The sequence below is a fragment of the Streptomyces sp. NBC_01013 genome (genome assembly GCF_045162765.1).
In the GTDB taxonomy this organism is placed as follows: Bacteria; Actinomycetota; Actinomycetes; order Streptomycetales; family Streptomycetaceae; genus Streptomyces.
Genome location: NZ_CP108687.1, coordinates 6,180,750 through 6,201,197, shown reverse-complemented (window position 1 = coordinate 6,201,197; position 20,448 = coordinate 6,180,750). Strand labels below are relative to the sequence as shown.

General features: G+C 70.2%; 18 protein-coding genes. 3 read left to right on the top strand and 15 right to left on the bottom strand.

Annotated elements, in window-relative coordinates:
• Nucleotides 1–9 precede the first annotated feature (9 nt).
• From OG538_RS27010 to rsmH, 15 genes are all read right to left on the bottom strand, one after another.
• The gene (locus tag OG538_RS27010; RefSeq protein ID WP_406097838.1) at nt 10–294 is read right to left on the bottom strand and encodes a YggT family protein; all 285 of its coding nucleotides are present in this window, start codon (nt 292–294) and stop codon (nt 10–12) included.
• Between the two features lie 71 nt (nt 295–365).
• The gene (locus OG538_RS27005) at nt 366–977 is read right to left on the bottom strand and encodes a cell division protein SepF (protein ID WP_093543442.1); all 612 of its coding nucleotides are present in this window, start codon (nt 975–977) and stop codon (nt 366–368) included.
• A 125-nt stretch (nt 978–1,102) separates the two neighbouring features.
• Nucleotides 1,103–1,822 (bottom strand): YggS family pyridoxal phosphate-dependent enzyme, encoded by a 720-nt coding sequence (locus tag OG538_RS27000; protein WP_406097836.1) that lies wholly within the window; start codon nt 1,820–1,822, stop codon nt 1,103–1,105.
• A 6-nt stretch (nt 1,823–1,828) separates the two neighbouring features.
• Nucleotides 1,829–2,587 (bottom strand): peptidoglycan editing factor PgeF, encoded by a 759-nt coding sequence (gene pgeF / locus OG538_RS26995; RefSeq protein ID WP_406097834.1) that lies wholly within the window; start codon nt 2,585–2,587, stop codon nt 1,829–1,831.
• A complete protein-coding gene (ftsZ, locus tag OG538_RS26990; RefSeq protein WP_406097832.1) occupies nt 2,584–3,798 on the bottom strand; it encodes a cell division protein FtsZ in 1,215 nt (404 codons plus the stop codon). Before ftsZ ends, pgeF begins: the two co-directional genes overlap by 4 nt.
• A gap of 276 nt (nt 3,799–4,074) precedes the next feature.
• Nucleotides 4,075–4,872, bottom strand: a complete 798-nt coding sequence (locus tag OG538_RS26985) for a cell division protein FtsQ/DivIB (protein WP_406097831.1) — start codon at nt 4,870–4,872, stop codon at nt 4,075–4,077.
• 50 nt (nt 4,873–4,922) lie between these two features.
• Complete coding sequence (gene murG, locus OG538_RS26980; RefSeq protein ID WP_406097829.1) at nt 4,923–6,017, bottom strand: undecaprenyldiphospho-muramoylpentapeptide beta-N-acetylglucosaminyltransferase; 1,095 nt, start codon at nt 6,015–6,017, stop codon at nt 4,923–4,925.
• A gap of 6 nt (nt 6,018–6,023) precedes the next feature.
• Entirely contained in the window at nt 6,024–7,463 is a 1,440-nt protein-coding gene (ftsW, locus tag OG538_RS26975) for a putative lipid II flippase FtsW (protein ID WP_406097827.1), read from the bottom strand.
• A 116-nt stretch (nt 7,464–7,579) separates the two neighbouring features.
• Nucleotides 7,580–9,013, bottom strand: a complete 1,434-nt coding sequence (gene murD / locus OG538_RS26970) for a UDP-N-acetylmuramoyl-L-alanine--D-glutamate ligase (RefSeq protein WP_406097825.1) — start codon at nt 9,011–9,013, stop codon at nt 7,580–7,582.
• The gene (mraY, locus tag OG538_RS26965) at nt 8,995–10,065 is read right to left on the bottom strand and encodes a phospho-N-acetylmuramoyl-pentapeptide-transferase (RefSeq protein ID WP_406097823.1); all 1,071 of its coding nucleotides are present in this window, start codon (nt 10,063–10,065) and stop codon (nt 8,995–8,997) included. Before mraY ends, murD begins: the two co-directional genes overlap by 19 nt.
• The gene (gene murF / locus OG538_RS26960; RefSeq protein ID WP_406097821.1) at nt 10,062–11,468 is read right to left on the bottom strand and encodes a UDP-N-acetylmuramoyl-tripeptide--D-alanyl-D-alanine ligase; all 1,407 of its coding nucleotides are present in this window, start codon (nt 11,466–11,468) and stop codon (nt 10,062–10,064) included. Before murF ends, mraY begins: the two co-directional genes overlap by 4 nt.
• 4 nt (nt 11,469–11,472) lie before the next feature.
• On the bottom strand, nt 11,473–13,191 hold the full coding sequence (locus OG538_RS26955; RefSeq protein WP_406097819.1) for a UDP-N-acetylmuramoyl-L-alanyl-D-glutamate--2,6-diaminopimelate ligase: 1,719 nt from the start codon (nt 13,189–13,191) through the stop codon (nt 11,473–11,475).
• A gap of 17 nt (nt 13,192–13,208) precedes the next feature.
• Nucleotides 13,209–15,209, bottom strand: coding sequence for a penicillin-binding transpeptidase domain-containing protein (locus OG538_RS26950; RefSeq protein ID WP_406097818.1), 2,001 nt, complete (start codon nt 15,207–15,209; stop codon nt 13,209–13,211).
• Between the two features lie 4 nt (nt 15,210–15,213).
• Nucleotides 15,214–15,756: a cell division protein FtsL gene (locus OG538_RS26945; RefSeq protein WP_406100317.1), complete on the bottom strand. Its 543-nt coding sequence runs from the start codon at nt 15,754–15,756 to the stop codon at nt 15,214–15,216.
• A 106-nt stretch (nt 15,757–15,862) separates the two neighbouring features.
• The gene (gene rsmH / locus OG538_RS26940) at nt 15,863–16,828 is read right to left on the bottom strand and encodes a 16S rRNA (cytosine(1402)-N(4))-methyltransferase RsmH (RefSeq protein ID WP_406097816.1); all 966 of its coding nucleotides are present in this window, start codon (nt 16,826–16,828) and stop codon (nt 15,863–15,865) included.
• A 379-nt stretch (nt 16,829–17,207) separates the two neighbouring features.
• Between rsmH and OG538_RS26935 the strand changes: the two genes are divergently transcribed.
• The 3 genes from OG538_RS26935 (at nt 17,208) to OG538_RS26925 (ending at nt 20,445) form a co-directional block, all read left to right on the top strand.
• Nucleotides 17,208–17,753, top strand: coding sequence for a beta-class carbonic anhydrase (locus tag OG538_RS26935; RefSeq protein WP_406097814.1), 546 nt, complete (start codon nt 17,208–17,210; stop codon nt 17,751–17,753).
• A 257-nt stretch (nt 17,754–18,010) separates the two neighbouring features.
• Entirely contained in the window at nt 18,011–19,060 is a 1,050-nt protein-coding gene (locus tag OG538_RS26930; RefSeq protein WP_406097812.1) for an AAA family ATPase, read from the top strand.
• Nucleotides 19,060–20,445: a DUF58 domain-containing protein gene (locus OG538_RS26925; protein WP_406097810.1), complete on the top strand. Its 1,386-nt coding sequence runs from the start codon at nt 19,060–19,062 to the stop codon at nt 20,443–20,445. Before OG538_RS26930 ends, OG538_RS26925 begins: the two co-directional genes overlap by 1 nt.
• The last annotated feature ends 3 nt before the right edge of the window (nt 20,446–20,448 follow it).

Sequence of the window (20,448 nt, the reverse complement as noted above, 5' to 3'; positions counted from 1 at the left end):
CCGTATCGCTCACAGCCTGATCACGATGGCGATCAGGATGGAAACGATGATCATCAGAACGAAGAAGGACAGGTCGAGTGCCACGCCCCCGAGACGCAGCGGCGGAATGAACCGCCGCAGGAGCTTCAGCGGTGGATCGGTGACCGTGTAAGTGGCCTCAAGGACGACCACCATCGGCTTGCCCGGCTGCCATGAACGTGCGAACTGGAAGACGTAGTCCATGACAAGCCGGAAGATCAGCACGATGAGGAAACACATCAACGCGATGTAGACAACACTTTGTGCGACGCCCATCCTCGCGCTTCCCTCTCCCCTGGCTCTCGTAGCTCCGGCCTTGCGGCCGGGTTGTTCCCGGTGTCGTGTTCTCAGCTCTGGTTGAAGAATCCGCCCTCTGCGATGCGGGCCTTGTCCTCCGCCGTGACATCGACGTTAGCAGGCGACAACAGGAACACCTTCTGCGTCACTCGTTCAATGCTGCCATGGAGACCGAAGACAAGTCCCGCGGCAAAGTCGACAAGTCGCTTTGCGTCCGTATCGTCCATCTCCGTGAGATTCATGATCACCGGAGTGCCCTCACGGAAGTGTTCCCCGATGGTACGGGCCTCGTTGTAGGTCCTGGGGTGCAGCGTGGTGATGCGGTACGGCTCCCGCTCGGACACGACCTTGGGCATGATCACCGGTGCGTTCTTCTCCATGTTCGGGCGTTCAGGTGTGATGGATGCCACGGGTGCGATTCGGGCGGGTCGCTCTCGTTCAGCCGGAATCTGAACCGGCTCACGCTGCGCCGGCGGCTGCACCGCTCGTACCGGTTCGTCCCGCTCCCGCTCCACCTGATGCGCGGGCTGATGCCGGCGCCGGTCGCGCTCGGGCTCCGGCTCGGGTTCGAATTCGTCGTCGGGGTCGAACCCCGGACCGTCGTACCCATCGTCCTCCACGAGGCCGAGGTAGACCGCCATCTTGCGCATCGCGCCGGCCATGCTCTGAGTCCTCCGCTCTGTGGTGGATCGGCATCTGTCACCAAGTGCCCGCGATCCACTGTGGTCAGCCCGCCCTGGGCGGTAATGACCATATTTTCTGCTGTGGTCCGACTTGCTTGGCGACGTTACCCGAGCCCGGGTCGGACTCCGAGTACCGCAGTACCGACGCGCACATGTGTCGCTCCGGCCGCAACCGCGTCCTCGAGGTCCGCACTCATCCCTGCAGAGACCATGTTCGCAGCCGGATGGTTCCCGCGCAGCCGGGATGAGAATTCCATCAGCCGGTCGAACGCCGCCCGTTGCCTTCCGGCGAACGGTCCGGCGAGCGGTGCGACGGTCATCAGACCGTCGAGCCGCAGTCCGGGCGCGGATGCGACCGCGTCGGCCAACTCCGCGATCCCGTCGGGTGCGACCCCGCCGCGCTCTCCCCGCTCACCGCTCTCCGCGTCGAGTGCGACCTGGATGAGACACCCGAGTTCGCGTCCGTCGCGGTCGGCCGCGGCCGAGAGTGCGGTCACCAGCTTCGTACGGTCCACGGACTGCACGACATCGGCATAACTCGCAACAGATCGGACCTTGTTCGTCTGCAATTGACCGACAAAGTGCCACGTGAGGGACAGATCCGCGCATTCGGTAGCTTTGGGAGCAGCATCCTGGTCACGATTCTCCGCAACATGGCGCACACCGAGTTCATGCAGGATCCGCACATCGCTCGCGGGGTAGGTCTTGGTGACCACGATGAGGGTCACCTCTTCCCGTTTGCGACCGGCAGCGGCGCAGGCGGTAGCAATGCGTTGCTCCACCTGTGCCAGATTTGCGGCGAGTTGTTCCTTACGATCCGTCATGCCCTATCAGTCCAACCAGACATATCCGGCGAGCCGCCCGGTGGTGCGGTCGCGTCGGTACGAGAAGTGATCGCCCGATTCGAGGGTGCAGAACGGCGACGCCTGCCGGTCGGTGACGCCGAGGCCGGCCAGCTGTGCGTGGACTCCGGCGGTGACGTCCAGCGCCGGGGTGCCCCAACTGGTCTCGGACCACGAAGCAGGGACGACCGCAGCGACCTCGTCCCGCATCGCGGCCGGCACCTCGTAGCACCGGCCGCAGACGGCCGGCCCGGTGCGGGCGGTGATCCTGGACGGGTCCGCGCCGAGTTCGACCATGGCCCCGACCGCGGCGGGCACGACTCCGGCCATCAGACCGGGGCGGCCCGCATGTGCTGCTGCGACGATTCCGGCGACCGGGTCGGCGAGCAGTACCGGGGTGCAGTCGGCGGTGAGGACGGCGAGCGGGAGCCCGCGTCGCGCGGTCACCACCGCGTCCACGGCGGGAATCTCGCGGTCGTCGCCCCAGGGCCCGTCGACGACGGCGACATCGCGCCCGTGCACCTGGTTCATCCAGACGACCTGCGCCGGATCGAGCCCGCGGGCCTCGGCGGCCCGCTCGCGGTTGGCGAGAACGGCGGCGGGGTCGTCACCGACCGCGCCGCCGAGGTTGAGCTCCGCGTACGGAGCGGCGCTCACCCCGCCCCACCTGTCGGTGAAGGAGAAGTGAGCGCCGCCGTCCGAAGGAACAGAATCCTCATGGCTCACTGAGTGGTGCGGACCTATCACTTCAAGAAGTCCGGAACGTCCAGCTCTTCGGCCTGGGAGTCCTGGTAGGGACGGGCCGGCGGGACGTGCGGCGGGGCGACCGGCGGGAGGTGGCTCTCATGGGCCACCGGAACCGGCTCGGCCTGGGCCGGGGGCTCCTCGCGCGTGGGCACGGAACCCAGCCCGCTCGACTGTCGCACGGGCTCTGCGGCCCGGGCCGGCGGAGCCGGCTCCTCACGCTTGGTGGAGCTCGCACCCAGGACGTTCTCCCGCCGGGCCGGCGGCTGTCCGCCGTCGAAGCCCGCCGCGATCACGGTGACCCGCACCTCGTCGCCCAGTGCGTCGTCGATGACCGCACCGAAGATGATGTTCGCCTCGGGGTGTGCCGCCTCGCTCACCAGCTGGGCGGCCTCGTTGATCTCGAAGAGACCGAGGTCGCTGCCTCCGGAGATGGAGAGCAGGACACCGCGGGCGCCGTCGATGGACGCCTCCAGGAGCGGCGAGGAGATCGCCATCTCCGCCGCGGCCACCGCGCGGTCGTCGCCGCGGGCCGAGCCGATGCCCATGAGCGCCGATCCGGCCTCGGACATGACCGACTTGACGTCGGCGAAGTCGAGGTTGATCAGGCCCGGGGTGGTGATGAGGTCGGTGATGCCCTGCACGCCCGAGAGCAGCACCTGGTCGGCCGACTTGAACGCGTCGAGCACGCTGACCTGACGGTCCGAGATGGACAGCAGACGGTCGTTGGGAATGACGATGAGGGTGTCGACCTCTTCGCGGAGTTCGGCGATGCCGTCCTCCGCCTGGTTCGCGCGACGCCGGCCCTCGAAAGTGAACGGGCGGGTGACCACACCGATCGTCAGGGCGCCGAGCGAGCGCGCGATGTTGGCGACGACGGGTGCGCCACCGGTGCCGGTGCCGCCGCCTTCTCCTGCGGTGACGAAGACCATGTCGGCCCCCTTGAGGACCTCCTCGATCTCCTCACGGTGGTCCTCTGCCGCCTTACGACCGACGGCCGGGTTCGCCCCGGCGCCGAGGCCGCGGGTGAGTTCACGGCCGACGTCGAGCTTGACGTCGGCGTCGCTCATCAACAGGGCTTGCGCATCCGTGTTGATCGCGATGAACTCGACGCCCTTGAGACCGACCTCGATCATTCGGTTGATGGCATTGACACCACCGCCGCCGACACCGATGACCTTGATGACTGCGAGGTAGTTCTGCGGTGCTGCCACGTCGAAGGCCTCTCGCCTCGAGTTACGTGTCGTCGCTTGGCGGTAGTCCCGCCGCGACGACGGATGCCGATTGGGACGGTCCGAACGCCGACCCAAACCCTAACGTTGAAGTTTAGGGTTACCAGTGTGTCTGCTTCATGGACTCTTCCGAACAGGACACTAAGTCGACAAGTGGCGCACGTTCAACGAACACGCCGAACCTCCCGTTTTTCTTTTCACCCTATGTGATCACCCGTAGCGCTGACCAACCAGGGTGCTGGCCAGGCCAAATGTGCGTCAACTACCCGACACCGCCGGAGCGGTGGGTGCACTCACGTCGAAGTGTCCCGCTTTGGGAGCGGCTTTCATGAGAGCGGTGAGGACTTTCGCCTTCACCGCACCTTCTTCGCTGCTCCCCCAGATCACCGTACGGTCCCCGGTGAGCCCCAGGGAGACCGAATCGTACGAGACGACTCGCACGACCTGGGTCTCCTTGGTGACCACGTCCGGAAGGTCGCCCGCGACACGGACTGCTTCCCGCACCAGCCGGTCACTGCCGAATCGGCGCAGACTCGCGGACTGACCAGGTGTCAGTTCCAGCAGCGGTACGCGCCCGGGAGCCTTGTCCACCGTGGCGAAGCGCACGCCTTCGGCGTCCACTTCAATGAACTTCGCGCCCTTTTTCACCAACAGGACCGGCTGTCGTTCGGTCACCTTAAGTCCGATGCCGTGCGGCCATGACCGTACGACATCCACCGAGTCGATACGAGGCAACTTCTGGCGCAACCTCTCGGCGACGGCGTCCGTGTCCACCGAGATGAGCGGGGCCCCCATCGGCACCGCCGCCGCGGTCTCCACCTCGGCCGGTGTCAGTACGTCGACACCGGTGATGCGGACTTGTTCGGCGCGGAGCCAGGAGGAGCCGTAGAGCGCCCAGACGACGCCGGAACCCAGCAGGAGTACGGCCGCCGCGATCACGATCAGGAGCGCGCGCCGGGACATCCGGCGCCCCTCCGTCCGTGGGCGCGACGGGCGGTCCGGGGTGTCGTCCTTCTGCTGCGCTGAACCGCGCTGGGCGGTCGTCGGTCCGGCCACGCTCGCTCCTTATGCCGGGTCCGGGGGCGCCGCCCCCGGACCCGCCCGCCTCACGCGCCTCGGCGTGCGGCAATCGCCTCGTACACCATGCCGACCAGCAGATCGTCGGCGTCCCGGCGGCCGAACTCGGCGGCGGCACGGGACATTTCGTACAACCGGTGCGGATCCGCCAGCACCGGCAGGACGTTGCCCTGCACCCACTCGGGGGTGAGCGCCGCGTCGTCCACCAGCAGTCCGCCGCCGGCGTTGACCACCGGCTGGGCGTTGAGCCGCTGTTCGCCGTTGCCGATCGGCAACGGGACGTAGGCGGCGGGCAGCCCGACGGCGGAGAGTTCGGCGACGGTCATCGCGCCCGCCCGGCAGAGCATCATGTCGGCCGCGGCGTACGCGAGATCCATCCGGTCCACGTACGGTACCGGGACGTAGGGCGGCATCCCGGGCATGTTGTCGACGCGCGGCATTTCGTTCTTCGGGCCGACCACATGCAGGATCTGGATCCCGGAGCGCTGGAGCAGCGGCGCGACGCGCTGGACCACCTCGTTGAGGTGGCGGGCGCCCTGCGAGCCGCCGGAGACCAGCAGCGTCGGCAGGTTGGGGTCGAGGCCGAAGGCCGCACGCGCCTCCGGACGGACCCGCGCCCGGTCCAGGGTGGCAATGGTGCGGCGCAGCGGGATGCCGATGTAGCGGGCACCACGCAGCTTGCTGTCGGGGGTGGAGACGGCGACCCCGTGCGCGTACCGCGAACCGATCTTGTTGGCCAGGCCCGGCCGGGCGTTGGCCTCGTGCACCACGATCGGCACACCGGCGCGCTTGGCGGCCAGGTAGCCGGGCAGTGCCACGTAGCCGCCGAAGCCGACCACGCAGTCCGCCTTGGTGCGCTCCAGGATCTGCTCGGCGGCCTTGATGGTGCCGCGGAGCCTGCCCGGGACGGTGATGAGTTCAGGGGTGGGTTTGCGCGGCAGCGGTACGGCCGGGATCAGGGCGAGTTCGTACCCCCGCTCGGGTACGAGCCTGGTCTCGAGTCCGCGCTCCGTGCCGAGAGCGGTGATTCCCACGCTCGGGTCCTGCCTCCGCAGTGCGTCCGCGAGGGCAAGCGCGGGCTCGATGTGGCCGGCGGTCCCCCCACCGGCGAGTACGACATGCACCGAAATTCACCGCTCTCCGGACGGACGCTTCTTGACGCGCCGTCTCATCGTCTTCCATCTCACCCCGGGCCTCCGCATGGCCAGGGCCGCCTTCGCGGCGGGATCCGCTCGCGCGAACGCGATCAGCAGCCCGACAGCGAACATGGTCGGCAACAGGGCCGACCCCCCGTAGGAGAACAGCGGGAGCGGGACACCGGCGATCGGCAGCAGGCCGAGCACCGCACCGATGTTGATCACGGCCTGAGCCGTGATCCAGGTGGTCACACCTCCCGCTGCGTACCTCACGAAGGGGTCCTCCGTGCGTCCGGCCACGCGGATACCCGCATAGCCTAGAGCCGCGAAGAGGGCGAGTACCGACAGCGTCCCCGCCAACCCCAGTTCCTCCCCAGTGATGGCGAAGATGAAGTCGGTGTGAGGTTCGGGCAGTTGGCCCCATTTTTCCACACTTGCACCGAGCCCGGATCCGAACCATCCGCCGGACGCCAGAGCGTAGATGCCGTGCACGGCCTGCCAGCACGAGCCGCCGGGGCCCGGTTCGCTGGCCCCCATGCAGTCGAGTCGGGACATCCGGTTGGGACTGGTCTTGATCAGCAGGAAGGCGACCAGACCCGCGGAGGCGAGCACCCCGGCGAACAGCCGGGTCGGTGCTCCGGCCAGCCAGAGCAGTCCGAACAGGATGGCCGTGAGAATGATCGCAGTGCCCATGTCACCGCCGAGCATGATCAGCCCGAGCAGCATGAAGGCGACCGGGACCAGGGGCACGAGCATGTGCTTCCACTGGGTCAGCAGTCGTCTGTCCTGTTTGCGGGCGAGCAGGTCGGCCCCCCACAGGACGAGGGCCAGCTTGCCGAACTCGCTGGGCTGGAGCTGGAAGGGGCCGCCCAGGTAGAGCCAGTTCCGGTTGCCGTTGACCGACATCCCTATCCCGGGCACCTGGACCAGCACCATCAGGAAGACCGCGCCCATCAGCAGCGGGTAGGACAGGGCCCGGTGAAGTTTGACGGGCATCCGGGCGGCTGCCGCCATCAGCCCGGCCCCGATGACGGCGGCGAGGAACTGCTTGCGGAAGAAGTACGTCCCCGGCTTGCCGAGCTCCAGCGCCTTGATCATCGAGGCGGAGTAGACCATCACCAGACCGAGCACGGTGATGAGCAGTCCGGCGCCCAGGATCAGGTAGTAGGCGGTCAGCGGGCGGTCCCAGGCCCGGCGTGCCTGCTCGTACAGCCGCCGCGGGCCACCGCCCCGGGACGAGGAGCCGCCGGAGGCGCCGGAACGCGCCGCAGGGGGGCGTCGGGCGCCGGCGGCGGGCCGCACGCGCAGGGCCGCGCCGGCCGGCAGCGGTGCGCCCCCGGCCGCGAGGAGGGGTGGCCGGAGCGCCCGGCTGATCGCTGAGGTCGCCCGTGAGCGGTTCCCGCGGCGTGCGGCGGAGCTCTCTTCGGCCGGCATGGTCCCTGTCCCCTCCACTGCTCGTGCCCGGGGCTCCGGTGCCGAGGGCCCTGGCCCCCGGCACCGCCGTAGTCGCCCGGGTGCACCGGGACCGTACGGCGCGGAGGCCGGGCCCGTCAGGCGCTCTCGGCGGCGAGCGTGCGGACGGCGTCCGCGAAGGCTTCGCCCCGCTTGTTGTAATTGACGAACATGTCCATCGAGGCGCAGGCCGGGGCCATCAGTACGGTGTCTCCCGGCCGGGCGAGCCGTGCCGCCTCGCGGACCGCCTCGGACATCGCCCCAGTGTCGGTCCGGTCGAGGTCGGTCACCGGGACCTCGGGCGCGTGTCGCGCGAGGGCTTCACGGATCAGAGCCCGGTCGGCGCCCATCAGCACGACGCCCCGCAGGCGCTTCGCGCACCCGGTCACCAGCTCGTCGAAGGTGGCGCCCTTGGCCAGTCCGCCGGCGATCCAGACGATCGGGTCGTAGGAGGCCAGGGAGGCCTCGGCGGCGTGGGTGTTGGTGGCCTTGGAGTCGTCGATGTACGCGACCCCGGCGACGTCCGCGACGTGCTCGATGCGGTGCGGGTCGGGGCGGAAGGCCCGCAGCCCGTCGCGCACGGCGGCGGGCTCCACCCCGAAGGCCCGCGCCAGCGCCGCGGCGGCCAGCGCGTTGGCGATGTTGTGCGGGGCGGGCGGGTTGACGTCCGCGACCTCGGCGAGCTCCTGGGCCTGCTTCTGGCGGTTCGCCACGAACGCCCGGTCGACGAGGATGCCGTCGACGACACCGAGCTGCGAGGGCCCGGGGGCGCCGAGGGTGAAGCCGATCGCCCGGCAGCCCTCCTCGACGTCCGCCTCGCGCACCAGGTCCTCGGTGGCGGCGTCCGCCACGTTGTAGACGCAGGCGACGGTGTTGCCCTCGTAGATCCGGCCCTTGTCGGCGACGTACGCCTCCATGGAGCCGTGCCAGTCGAGGTGGTCGGGGGCCAGGTTGAGGACCGCGGCGGAGTGGGCGCGCAGCGAGGGCGACCAGTGGAGCTGGTAGCTGGAGAGCTCGACGGCCAGGACGTCGTACGTCTCCTCGCCGAGGACCGCGTCCAGGAGCGAGACCCCGATGTTGCCGACGGCCGCGGTGCGCAGCCCGGCGGCCTCCAGGATCGAGGCGAGCATCCGTACCGTCGTGGTCTTGCCGTTGGTACCGGTGACAGCAAGCCAGGGTGCGGCGTCGGGTCCGCGCAGCCGCCAGGCGAGTTCGACGTCGCCCCAGACGGGGACGCCCGCCTCGGCGGCCGCGGCGAAGAGCGGCTTGTCGGGCTTCCAGCCCGGGGTGGTGACGATGAGCTCGGTGGACTTCGGCAGGGTGGCCCCGTCACCGAGACGCACGGTGATGCCCTGCGCCTCCAGCTCGGCGGCCTGGCCGCGGGAGCGCTCGTCGTCCCCGTCGTTGACCACGGTGACGGCGGCGCCGAGGCCGTGCAGCACCCGGGCCGCCGGGATCCCGGAGACCCCGAGTCCGGCGACCGTGACGTGCTTGCCCTGCCAGTCCACGTTGCTCACTTCTTGGCTGCCCATCCTGCGTAGAAGAGGCCGAGGCCGACGATCACGCACATGCCCTGGATGATCCAGAAGCGGACCACGACAAGGACTTCGGACCACCCCTTGAGTTCGAAGTGGTGCTGGAGCGGTGCCATCCGGAAGACGCGCTTGCCGGTCATCTTGAACGAACCGACCTGGATGACGACGGACATCGTGATCATCACGAAGAGGCCGCCGAGCACCGCCATCAGGAACTCCGTGCGGGAACAGATCGCCAGACCGGCGAGCGCGCCGCCGAGGGCGAGCGAGCCGGTGTCCCCCATGAAGATCTTGGCGGGCGAGGTGTTCCACCACAGGAAGCCGAAGCAGGAGCCCATGAGCGCGGAGGCCACGACCGCGAGGTCGAGTGGATCTCGCACTTCGAAGCAGGCGCTCGGGTTGGTGAGCGTGGCCGCGTTGGCGCAGGACTCCTGGAACTGCCAGAGCCCGATGAAGGTGTAGGCACCGAAGACCATCACCGACGCGCCGGTGGCCAGACCGTCCAGACCGTCCGTCAGGTTCACGCCGTTGGACATGGCGAGAATCATGAAGAGCGCCCAGAGCACGAAGAGCACCGGGCCGATCGACCAGCCGAAGTCCTCGACGAACGAGAGCTTGTCGGAGGCGGGGGTGTTGCCGCGGACATCGGCGAACTGGAGCGAGAGCACCGCGAAGGCCACGCCGACGATCAGCTGGCCGGCCATCTTCGCCTTGGCCCGCAGACCCAGCGAACGCTGCTTGACGATCTTGATGTAGTCGTCGAGGAAGCCGACGAGCCCCATGCCGGCCATCAGGAAGAGGACCAGCACACCGGAGAAGCGCATCTCCTCGCCGGTGATCACCTTGGCCAGGACGTACGCGATGATCGTCGCCAGGATGAAGGCGATGCCGCCCATGGTGGGCGTGCCCTTCTTCGATCCGTGGCTGCGCGGGCCGTCGTCCCGGATGAACTGCCCGTATCCCTTGCGGGCGAGCAGCTTGATGAGCAGCGGGGTACCGACCAGGGTCAGGAAGAGCCCTATGGCCCCCGCGAAGAGGATCTGCCTCATCGGCCGGCAACCTCGCCCTCGGACGCGTTGTCCAGCAGTGCACTGACAACCTGCTCCAGGCCGACCGACCGGGACGCCTTCACCAGCACGACGTCTCCCGGGCGCAGTTCACTGCGCAACAGGTCGACGGCAGCCTGTGCGTCGGACACATGCACCGACTCCTCACCCCACGAACCCTCGTTGTATGCGCCCAGTTGCAGCCAGGAGGCTTCTCTGCCCCCGACCGCGACGAGCTTGCTGACGTTGAGCCGGACGGCGAGCCGTCCGACCGCGTCGTGCTCGGTGAGCGAGGCGTCGCCGAGCTCGGCCATCTGGCCGAGCACCGCCCACGTACGACGCCCCTTCCCCATGGCGGCCAGCGCGCGCAGCGCGGCCTTCATGGATTCGGGGTTGGCGTTGTAGGCGTCATTGACGAACGTCACGCCGTCCGGACGCTCGGTGACCTCCATGCGCCAGCGGGAGAGGGTGCCCGACTCGGAGAGCGCCACGGCGATCTCGTCTGCGGACAGGCCCAGCTCATGGGCGACGGCGGCCGCGGCGAGCGCGTTCGACACGTGATGCTCACCGTACAGGCGCATGGTCACATCACTGCACCCGGTGGGTGTGTGAAGCCTGAACGTGGGGCGGCCGTCCTCGGTGAGGCGGACGTTCTCACCCCGTACGTCCGCATCCGCGGCTTCGCCGAAGAGCAGGACCCGGGCCTTGGTCCGGGAGGTCATGGCGCGGACGAGCGGGTCGTCGGCGTTGAGTACGGCGAGGCCGTCCTCCGGGAGGGACTCCACCATCTCGCCCTTGGCCTGGGCGATCTGTTCCCGGCCGCCGAACTCGCCGATGTGCGCGGTGCCGACGTTGAGGACGAGACCGATCCTCGGCGGGACGAGCCCGGTGAGGTAGCGGATGTCGCCGATGTAGCGAGCACCCATTTCGAGGACCAGGTGCTGGGTCTCCTCGGTGGCGCGCAGCGCGGTGAGCGGCAGGCCGATCTCGTTGTTGAGGTTGCCCGCCGGGTAGACGGTCGGACCCTTGCGCTCCAGGAGCTGGGCGATCAGGTCCTTGGTGGAGGTCTTGCCGGCGGAGCCGGTGAGGGCGACGACGGTGGTGCCGAGGCGGCCGACGACCTCGCGGGCGAGCGCGCCGAGCGCCGCCACCACGTCGTCGACGACGATCGCGGGGACGCCCACGGGGCGGGCGGCCAGGACGACTGCCGCGCCCGCCTCGACGGCGCGCTGGGCGTAGTCGTGGCCGTCGACCCGTTCGCCGGCGAACGCGACGAAGAGGCTGCCTTGCTTCACCTCCCGGGAGTCGATGACGACGGGCCCGCTGACCGTTGCCGCCGGATCCGGCATGTCGTACGACTGCCCGCCGACGATTTCGGTGATCTCGGCGAGGGAAAGGGCGATCACTTGGTCATCCCTGACTGTTGTTCTCGTGGGTGGGGGCACGGTGGGTGGTGTCCTCGTGTCCCAGGGACCGCTCGATGGCCGTGCGCAGGACCACCCGGTCGTCGAAGGGGCGCACCACTCCGTGGACGTCCTGGCCCTGCTCGTGGCCCTTGCCGGCGATCAGTACGGTGTCGCCGGGGCCGGCGCGTCCGACTGCGGCTGCGATGGCGGCGGCCCGGTCGGCGTCGACCAGGACGTCACCGCGTTCGTGCACGGGCACCTCGGCGGCGCCCGCGAGCATGGTGGCGAGGATGCCGAGGGGGTCCTCGGAGCGGGGGTTGTCGGAGGTCAGTACGGCGGTGTCGGCGAGCCGGGCCGCGGCCGCGCCCATCGGGCCGCGTTTGGTGGTGTCGCGGTCGCCGCCGCAGCCGAGGACGATGTGCACCTTGCCCTCGGTGACCTTCTGCAGGGAGCGCAGCACCGACTCGACTGCGTCGGTCTTGTGCGCGTAGTCGACGAGTGCCAGGTACGGCTGTCCGGCGTCGACGCGTTCGAGCCGGCCCGGCACACCGGGCACGGCGGCGACGCCGTCGGCCGCGGTCTGCGGGTCGATTCCGGCGACGGCGAGGGTGACGATCGCGGCGAGGGTGTTGGCGACGTTGAACGGGCCGGGCAGGGGGGCCTGGGCAGTGGCCCGCTCCCCCTTGGGCCCGACGACCGTGAAGGTGGAGCCGAGCTGGCCCACCTCGACGTCCTCGGCGCGCCAGTCGGCGTCCGGGTGGCCCTCGGCGGAGAACGTGGTGACGGGGACGGATGCCTCGGTGATCAGCCTGCGGCCGTACTCGTCGTCGTAGTTGAGGACACCCTGCCTGCTGCGCTGCGGGGTGAACAGCCGCGCCTTGGCCTGGAAGTAGTCCTCCATGCCGGAGTGGAACTCCATGTGCTCGGGGCTGAGGTTGTTGAAGACGGCGACGTCGAAGACGCAGCCGTCGACCCGGCCGAGCACCAGGGCGTGGCTGGAGACCTCCATCGTCACCGCCTCCACGCCGCGTTCGCGCATGACGGCGAACAGGGCCTGCAGGTCGGTGGCTTCGGGGGTGGTGCGCTCGGACTTGATGCGCTCGTCGCCGATCCGCATCTCCACGGTGCCGATGAGGCCCGTGCTGCGTCCGGCTCCGCGGAAGCCGCCCTCGATGAGGTAGGCGGTCGTGGTCTTGCCGGATGTTCCGGTGATGCCGATCTGGAGCAGGTCGGTACCGGGGTGTCCGTAGATCTCGGTGGCGAGTTCGCCCATCCGGCCGCGTGGGTCCTCGGTGACCAGCACCGGGAGTCCGGTGGCGGCGGCGCGTTCGGCGCCCGCCGGGTCGGTGAGGATGGCGGCGGCACCGAGTCCGGCGGCCTGGGCGGTGAAGTCGGCACCGTGCAGACGGGCACCAGGCAGCGCCGCGTACACGTCCCCGGGGCGCACGGCCCGGGAGTCGTGGGTGATGCCGGTGACTTCGCCGCTGCTCGGCGGTTCGACTCCCAGCCGGGCTGCCAGCTCGCCGAGGGAGGTCGGCCGCAGCCGATCCGGGCGGGGCGCTCCCGGGTAGTTCACAGGGGCGTCCTTCTGGGTGGTTCGGGACTGTTCAGCGTGGGGCACGGCGGTGAGCGTACCGGGCGCACCCGGCCTCTCGCGAAGCGAGGGGGCGGGGGTGCGGTGGTTCCCGTTCCGGTTCCCCGGATCGGGGGTGATGGTTGTCACTGGTGGTCTCCCCGAGTTCACTCGCCGGGTTTGAAGGACACCGGCAGCCGGGCCGGCTCGCTGCCGGAGGGTGCGGTCTGCAGTGTCTTCAGCGCGAATTCCATGACCTGCTTGTAGATGGGCCCGCAGATCTGGCCGCCGAAGTAGCTGCCCTTGGTGGGGTTCTGGATGGCGCAGTAGACGGTGATCTGGGGGTCGTCGGCGGGGGCGAATCCGGCGAAGGAGGCCGTGTAGCCGTGGTAGCCGCCACGAACCGGGTCGACCCGGTTGGCCGTACCGGTCTTGCCCGCGACCCGGTAGCCGGGGATCTTGGCCTTCGTTCCGGTGCCCTCCTCGTCGCCGACCACCGATTCGAGCATGGCTGCGAGCGTCCTGGCGGTCTTCTTGCTGACCACCCTCGTCTGCTCGGGTGCCTCGGCGGGGGCGAAGCGGCCGTCCGCGCCCTTGGTGCCGCGGACGAGGGTCGGTTCGATTCGGACCCCGCCGTTGGCGATCGTCGAGTAGATCGAGGCCGCCTGCATGGCGTTGAGCGAGAGGCCCTGGCCGAACGGGATCGTGTACTGCTGCGAGGTCGACCAGTCCTGCGGCTTCGCGAGGATCCCGGCGGTCTCGCCCGGGTAGCCGAGTCCGGTCGGGGAACCGATGCCGAACTTGCGCAGGTAGCTGTAGAGCACCTTGTTGGATTCGGCCTGGGTCCTGCCCAGCTGTCCGGTGGCCAGGATGGTGCCGATGTTGCTGGACTTGGCGAGTACCCCGTTCAGCGTGAGGTACCAGGTGGGGTGGTCGATGTCGTCCTTGAAGAGCCGGTCGCCGCGGTGCAGACGGTTGGGGACCGTGACGTGGGTGCCGGGCGTGGCGACGCCCTCCTCCAGCACGGCGGCCATCGACATGACCTTGCTGGTGGAGCCGGGCTCGTACACGTCCTGGAGCGCCGCGTTGCCCAGGGAGGCCGCGTCGGCGTGGGAGAGGTCGTTGGGGTCGAAGCCGGGGGCGTTGGCCATGGCCAGGACCTCCCCGGTGCGGGTGTTCTGCACGACGACGTATCCGCGGTCGGCCTTGGACTTCTGCACCTGGTCGGAGATGGCCTTCTGGGCCGCCCACTGGATGTCGCGGTCGATCGTCAGCTCGATGTCGGAGCCCGCGACGGCAGGGACCTCCTTGGTGCCCGCGGTGGGCACCCGGCGGCCACCGGACTGGGCGTACTTGATCGTGCCGTCCTCGCCCGCGAGCTCCTTGTCGAGCTGCGATTCGAGGCCGCCCGCTCCCTTGCCGTCGGCGTTGACGTAGCCCAGTATCCCGGCGGCGAGGCCGCCGTTGGGGTAGACGCGCTTCGTGGTCGGTTCCTGGAAGACGCCCGCCATCACGTTGGCCCCCGCACCCCCGGCCGCCTTGTCCTTGCCGGCCTTCTCGGCGAAGACGGACTTGAGGTCCTTGATCTGTGTCCAGACCTGCGGGGTCTGTCGGCGTGCCAACACCGCGTACCGGCTCTTGGGCTTCGACAACTTCTTGGTCAGCTCGGCCGCGTCGACGCCGAGGATGGGGGCGAGGAGCGCGGCGGCCTGCTGGGGCGCGTCGGGTGCCTTGCTGTCCTCGGGGGTGAACATCTTGGGGTCGGCCGTGATGTCGTACGCGTCGACGCTGGTGGCCAGCGCGATGCCGCCGCGGTCGGTGATCTCGCCACGCTCGGCGGCGACGGTGTAGCTGAGGTAGCGGTTCTTCTCGGCCTTGGCCGCGTACGCGTTGGCGTCCACGGCCTGCACCTGGAGGAGCCGGACGACGAACGCGATCATGACGAGGGTCAGGGCCAGACTGACGAGCCGCAGCCGCGGCCGCGGGCTGCCGAGGCGCAGCGGCCTGCCTGAGCGGGCCCGGGGGGTCCGTCCGCGCGGCGCCGCCGAGGAGGGCCGCCGTCGCGGTTCCGGGCGGGTGGCGGGCTTGGGGCGGCCGGAGCGGGCCGCCGCGTTACGCGGACGCGCGGGGCCGGGCACCCGGCGGCGCGGTGGTTCCTGGGAAGGCACTGCGTCACCTGCCGGGGCTCGTGGAGGGCTGTTCTGCCGGGATACGGGCGTTCGCGGAGACGCTCGTTCCCGCAGGCGCGGTGCCGGTCGTCGTGGCCGACACGCCGGGCGCGGCCGCGGGCGTGTCCGGCCGGGGTGTGAGGGTGGCCGACGCGGTGGGCACAGAGGTGCGGGGCGAGGTCACGGGGGGCTGCGCGGGGGTTTCGGGCTTCGGCGCCTCGGTGGTCGGCACCGCGCTGGCAGCGAAGGGTACGCCCCGGACCTTGCCGTCCGGGTCGAGGAACACGGGGCTGCCGCCGGGGACCATGCCCAGCTCCCGTGCGCGCCGCGCCAGGGCGTCGGGTTCGGAGGCGTTGTCGACGTCGCGCTGGAGCGCCTGCTGGTCGTCGGTGAGGTCGGTGGTGCGCTTCTTCAGCTCGCTCAGCCGGAACGATCCTTCGTTCAGAGCGGAGTTCAGCAGCAGCAGGGTGATCAGGCCGCCGCCCAGGAGCAGGACGACCAGCAGGACGAACGGGGTCCGGGCAGCGTTGCTCGGCCCGGACGGCATCAGCCGGCTGAGCCGCGCGGCGCGCCCCTTCAGCCGGCCGGCCGGTTCGCTCACCGCGCCGCTCCGTCCCCGTGCCGGGTCCGTGAGGTCTCCGGGCGCCGGGTGCTCATCGCTCCTCCTCGCGGATCCGCTGGGCTCCGCGCAGCCGCGCGGGGGCGGCGCGCCGGTTCTCGGCGACCTCCTCCTCGGTGGGCAGCTCGGCGCCGCGGGTCAGTAGCTTGAGCCGGGGCTGGTAGCGCTCGGGGACGACCGGCAGCCCGGGCGGAGCGGTGTTCGCGGCTCCCGCCGCGAACACCTGCTTGACCAGGCGGTCCTCCAGCGAGTGGTACGACAGGACGGCGATGCGCCCGCCGACGGCGAGGCTCCGCACCGCGGCCGGGATGGCCCGCTCCAGCACGGTGAGCTCGCCGTTGACCTCGATGCGCAGCGCCTGGAAGGTGCGCTTGGCCGGATTGCCGCCGGTGCGCTTGGCGGCCTGCGGCAGTGAGTCACGGATCAGCTCGACGAGCCGGGCGCTGTTGCTGAAGGGTTCCTTCTCCCGTTCGCGCACGACGGCGGAGACGATCCGCTTGGCCTGCTTCTCCTCGCCGTACGCGCGCAGGATCCGGACCAGTTCGCCCGGCGGGTAGGTGTTGAGCACCTCCGCCGCGCCGATGCCGGTCGTCTGGTCCATGCGCATGTCGAGCGGGGCGTCCTGGGCGTACGCGAACCCGCGGTCGGCCTCGTCCAGTTGCATGGAGGAGACGCCGAGGTCGAACAGGATGCCCTGGACCTTGGGGACGCCCAGACGGCCGAGCACCTCGGGAAGTTCGTCGTAGACGGCGTGCACCAGGGTGGCGCGGTCGCCGTACGGCGCAAGCCGTTCACCCGAGAGCCGCAGCGCCTCCTTGTCCCGGTCGAGCGCGATCAGCCGGGCGGTGGGGAAGGCGGAGAGCAGCGCCTCGCTGTGTCCGCCGAGGCCCAGGGTGCAGTCGACGACCACGGGCGGCTGCGGGCTCGGTGCCTCCAGAGCCGGGGCCAACAGGTCCAGGCACCGCTGGAGCATCACCGGGACGTGTCGGGTCTGGCTCATGCGCCCTCTCAGGCTCAGGCCCGGGGCGCTGCACGTACGGCCTGGTCCCCGCCCGCTCGCGAAGGGGAGGTCCGCCGGCGCCGGGGAAGGGGCGTCAGCCGACCGGCGAGCGGGAGAGGGCCGGGCCGTACGTACGCCGCGCACACGGGGAATACATCGGAATGTGCAGGGTGTCGGTAACTTCCCGTCACTTTAGTCCACCCTGCCATTCGATCGATTCCCGATCAATCAACCCGACAGCGCGTCGGCCCTCGCGTTCTTCACCCGACCGAGTGACCGGGTGTGAGGCTTGTGGGGTACCTCACAACAAGCGTCGTTGACGTTCTTTGTCCGCTTCGACACCAAGCCGGCGGTGCCGGCGAGAGTTAACGTCTTGTCCATGTCGACTTCCGCGCACACCCCTGCCATGGACCAGGCCCGCACCGGCGGCACCGTCACCGACCGCCTCGTCGAGGCGAACGTCCAGTACGCCTCCGAGTTCAGCGATCCCGGAATGGACGCGAAGCCCGTGCTGCGCGTCGCCGTGGTCGCCTGCATGGATGCCCGGCTCGACCTGCACAAGGCGCTCGGCCTGGCGCTCGGCGACTGCCACACCATCCGTAACGCGGGCGGCGTGGTCACCGACGACGTCATCCGGTCGCTGTCGATCAGTCAGCGGGCCCTCGGCACCCGCAGCGTGGTTCTCATCCACCACACCAACTGCGGCATGGAGTCGATCACCGAGGAGTTCCGCAGGGAGCTGGAGATGGAGGTCGGCCAGCGGCCGGCCTGGGCGGTGGAGGCCTACAGCGACGCGGACCAGGATGTGCGGCAGTCGATGCAGCGGGTCCGCACCTCGCCGTTCCTGCTGCACACTGACGACGTGCGCGGTTTCGTCTTCGACGTGACCACCGGCCTGCTGCGCGAGATCCTTCCGGTTTCCTGACTCTCCTGCACCGAGGGCGCAGGACGAGCGTATTCCTGCAGCGAAAATCCCCATCGACCCGACATATCGTCCCCAGTTATCCACAGGCGAGTGACACGAAGCGGTAACGGCAACAAGAATGCGGGTGTGACACGCGCCGGACCTCGTCCGGCGCCGTGTCCGTGTTTCGGGGTGGGCCGGGCCGCACAAGGGCGCCGGCCCGTGACTGGGGAATCCCGTGCTCCTGGTGAGCGTGGGGCAGGGCCGAGGAGGGCCGGGTGACGACCTATGACGATCGAGCGAGCCTCACAGATCTGACCACCACAGTGGAGCGGGTGCGCAGGTCGGTGGAAGGTGTGATCGAGGGCAAGCCCGAGGTCGTACGGCTATCGCTGACCGTGCTGCTCGCGGAGGGCCATCTGCTGATCGAGGATGTCCCCGGCGTGGGCAAGACCATGCTGGCCAAGGCGCTGGCGCGGTCCATCGACTGCTCGGTGCGCCGCATCCAGTTCACGCCGGACCTGCTGCCCTCGGACATCACCGGTGTGTCCATCTTCGACCAGCAGCGCCGCGACTTCGAGTTCAAACCGGGCGCGATCTTCGCCCAGATCGTGATCGGCGACGAGATCAACCGCGCCTCGCCCAAGACCCAGTCCGCGCTCCTGGAGTCGATGGAGGAGCGCCAGGTCACCATCGACGGGCACACCTACGAGCTGCCCGATCCCTTCATGGTCGTGGCCACCCAGAACCCGGTGGAGATGGAGGGCACGTATCCGCTGCCCGAGGCCCAGCGCGACCGGTTCATGGCCAGGGTGTCGATCGGCTACCCCAGCGCCGAGGCCGAGCTGCAGATGCTCGACGTGCACGGCGGCGTCTCGCCGCTCGACGATCTCCAGCCGGTGGCGCACGCCCACGACATCGTCAAGCTGATCGAGGCCGTGCGCACGGTCCACGTCGCCGAGGCCGTGCGGCGGTACGCGGTGCAGCTCGTCGGGGCCACCCGCAGCCACCCCGACCTCCGGCTCGGCGCCTCGCCGCGTGCCACCCTGCACCTGCTGCGCGCCGCCAAGGCCTCCGCAGCACTGAGCGGCCGGGACTACTGCCTCCCGGACGACGTGCAGGCTCTTGCCGCCGCGGTGCTCGCCCACCGGCTGCTGCCGACGGCGCAGGCCCAGCTGAACCGCCGCACCGCCGAACAGGTGGTGCTGGAGATCCTTCAGCAGACCCCCGTGCCGACGGCTTCGGGCGGCGCGTCCGTCCCGGCGCCCCCGCACCAGCCGGGCGCGGTGTACGGCGGCCGGCAGCAGCCCGGCGCACGGCGGCTCTGATGGCCGTCGGGGGGCCGGCCGCGATGGACGACAGCGACGACAAGGGCGGTCTGCGGGCCGCCCTGGGCGGACTGACCACGCGTGGCCGGTCCTTCCTGGCGGCCGGGATCGCCGCCGCGGTCTGCGCCTATGTGCTGGGCCAGGGGGACCTGCTGCGGGTCGGCCTGCTGCTCGCCGTGCTGCCTCTGGTCTGTGTGACGGTGCTCTTCCGGACCCGCTACCGGGTCGCGGGCACCCGGCGGCTCTCGCCCTCCCGGGTGCCCGCGGGCACCGAGGCGCGGGTCCATCTGCGCATGGACAACATCTCGCGGCTGCCCACCGGGCTGCTCATGCTTCAGGACCGGGTTCCTTACGTGCTCGGGCCGCGCCCCCGGTTCGTCCTCGACCGCGTGGAGGCGGGCGGCCGACGCGAGGTGTCCTACCGGGTGCGGTCGGATCTGCGGGGGCGCTACCCGCTCGGCCCTCTGCAACTGCGGCTGAGCGATCCGTTCGGGATGTGCGAGCTGACGCGTTCGTTCAGCGCGTACGACACGCTCGTCGTCATCCCGCGGACCGAGCCGCTGCCCCCCGTGCGACTGGCGGGCGAGGCCACCGGCTACGGCGAGGGGCGGCAGCGGTCGCTCGCGCTGGCCGGCGAGGACGACGTCATTCCGCGCGGATACCGGCACGGCGACGATCTGCGCCGGGTCCACTGGCGCTCCACCGCACGGTACGGCGAGCTGATGGTGCGCCGCGAGGAGCAGCCGCAGCGGGCCAGATGCACGGTCCTGCTGGACACCCGCCGCACCGCCTACCAGGGGGCGGGGCCCGACTCGGCGTTCGAGTGGGCCGTTTCCGGCGCCGCGTCCGCGCTGGTGCACATGCTGGAACGGGGCTTCGCGGTCCGGCTGCTGACGGACGACGGCACGGCGGTGCCGGGCGAGGGCGAGAGCGGCTTCGCGGGCTCCACCCAGGACTCGGCGGAATCGGCCGGCCTGATGATGGACGCCCTCGCCGTGGTGGACCACTCCGACGGGGGCGGCCTCTCCCGCGCGTACGACGTGCTGCGCGGTGGCAACGAGGGCCTGCTGATCGCCTTCCTCGGCGAGCTGGACGAGGCGCAGGCTGCGGTGGCGGCACGGATGCGGCAGCGCAGCGGCGGGGCGGTCGCGTTCGTCCTGGACAGCGCCACCTGGGTGCACGGCGAATCGCCCGCCTCCGAGGCGGCCGGTGAGCGGCGGCTGCGGTTGCTGCGGGAGTCGGGGTGGACGGTGGTGGCGGTACGTCCCGGCATGGATCTTGCCCGGCTGTGGTTGCAGGCGAGCCATCAGGGTGCGCTGACCCAGTCCGCCGCGGTGGGCGGCGCAACGGGCGGTACGACGGGTTTCTCCGGTGGTTGGTCATGAGGG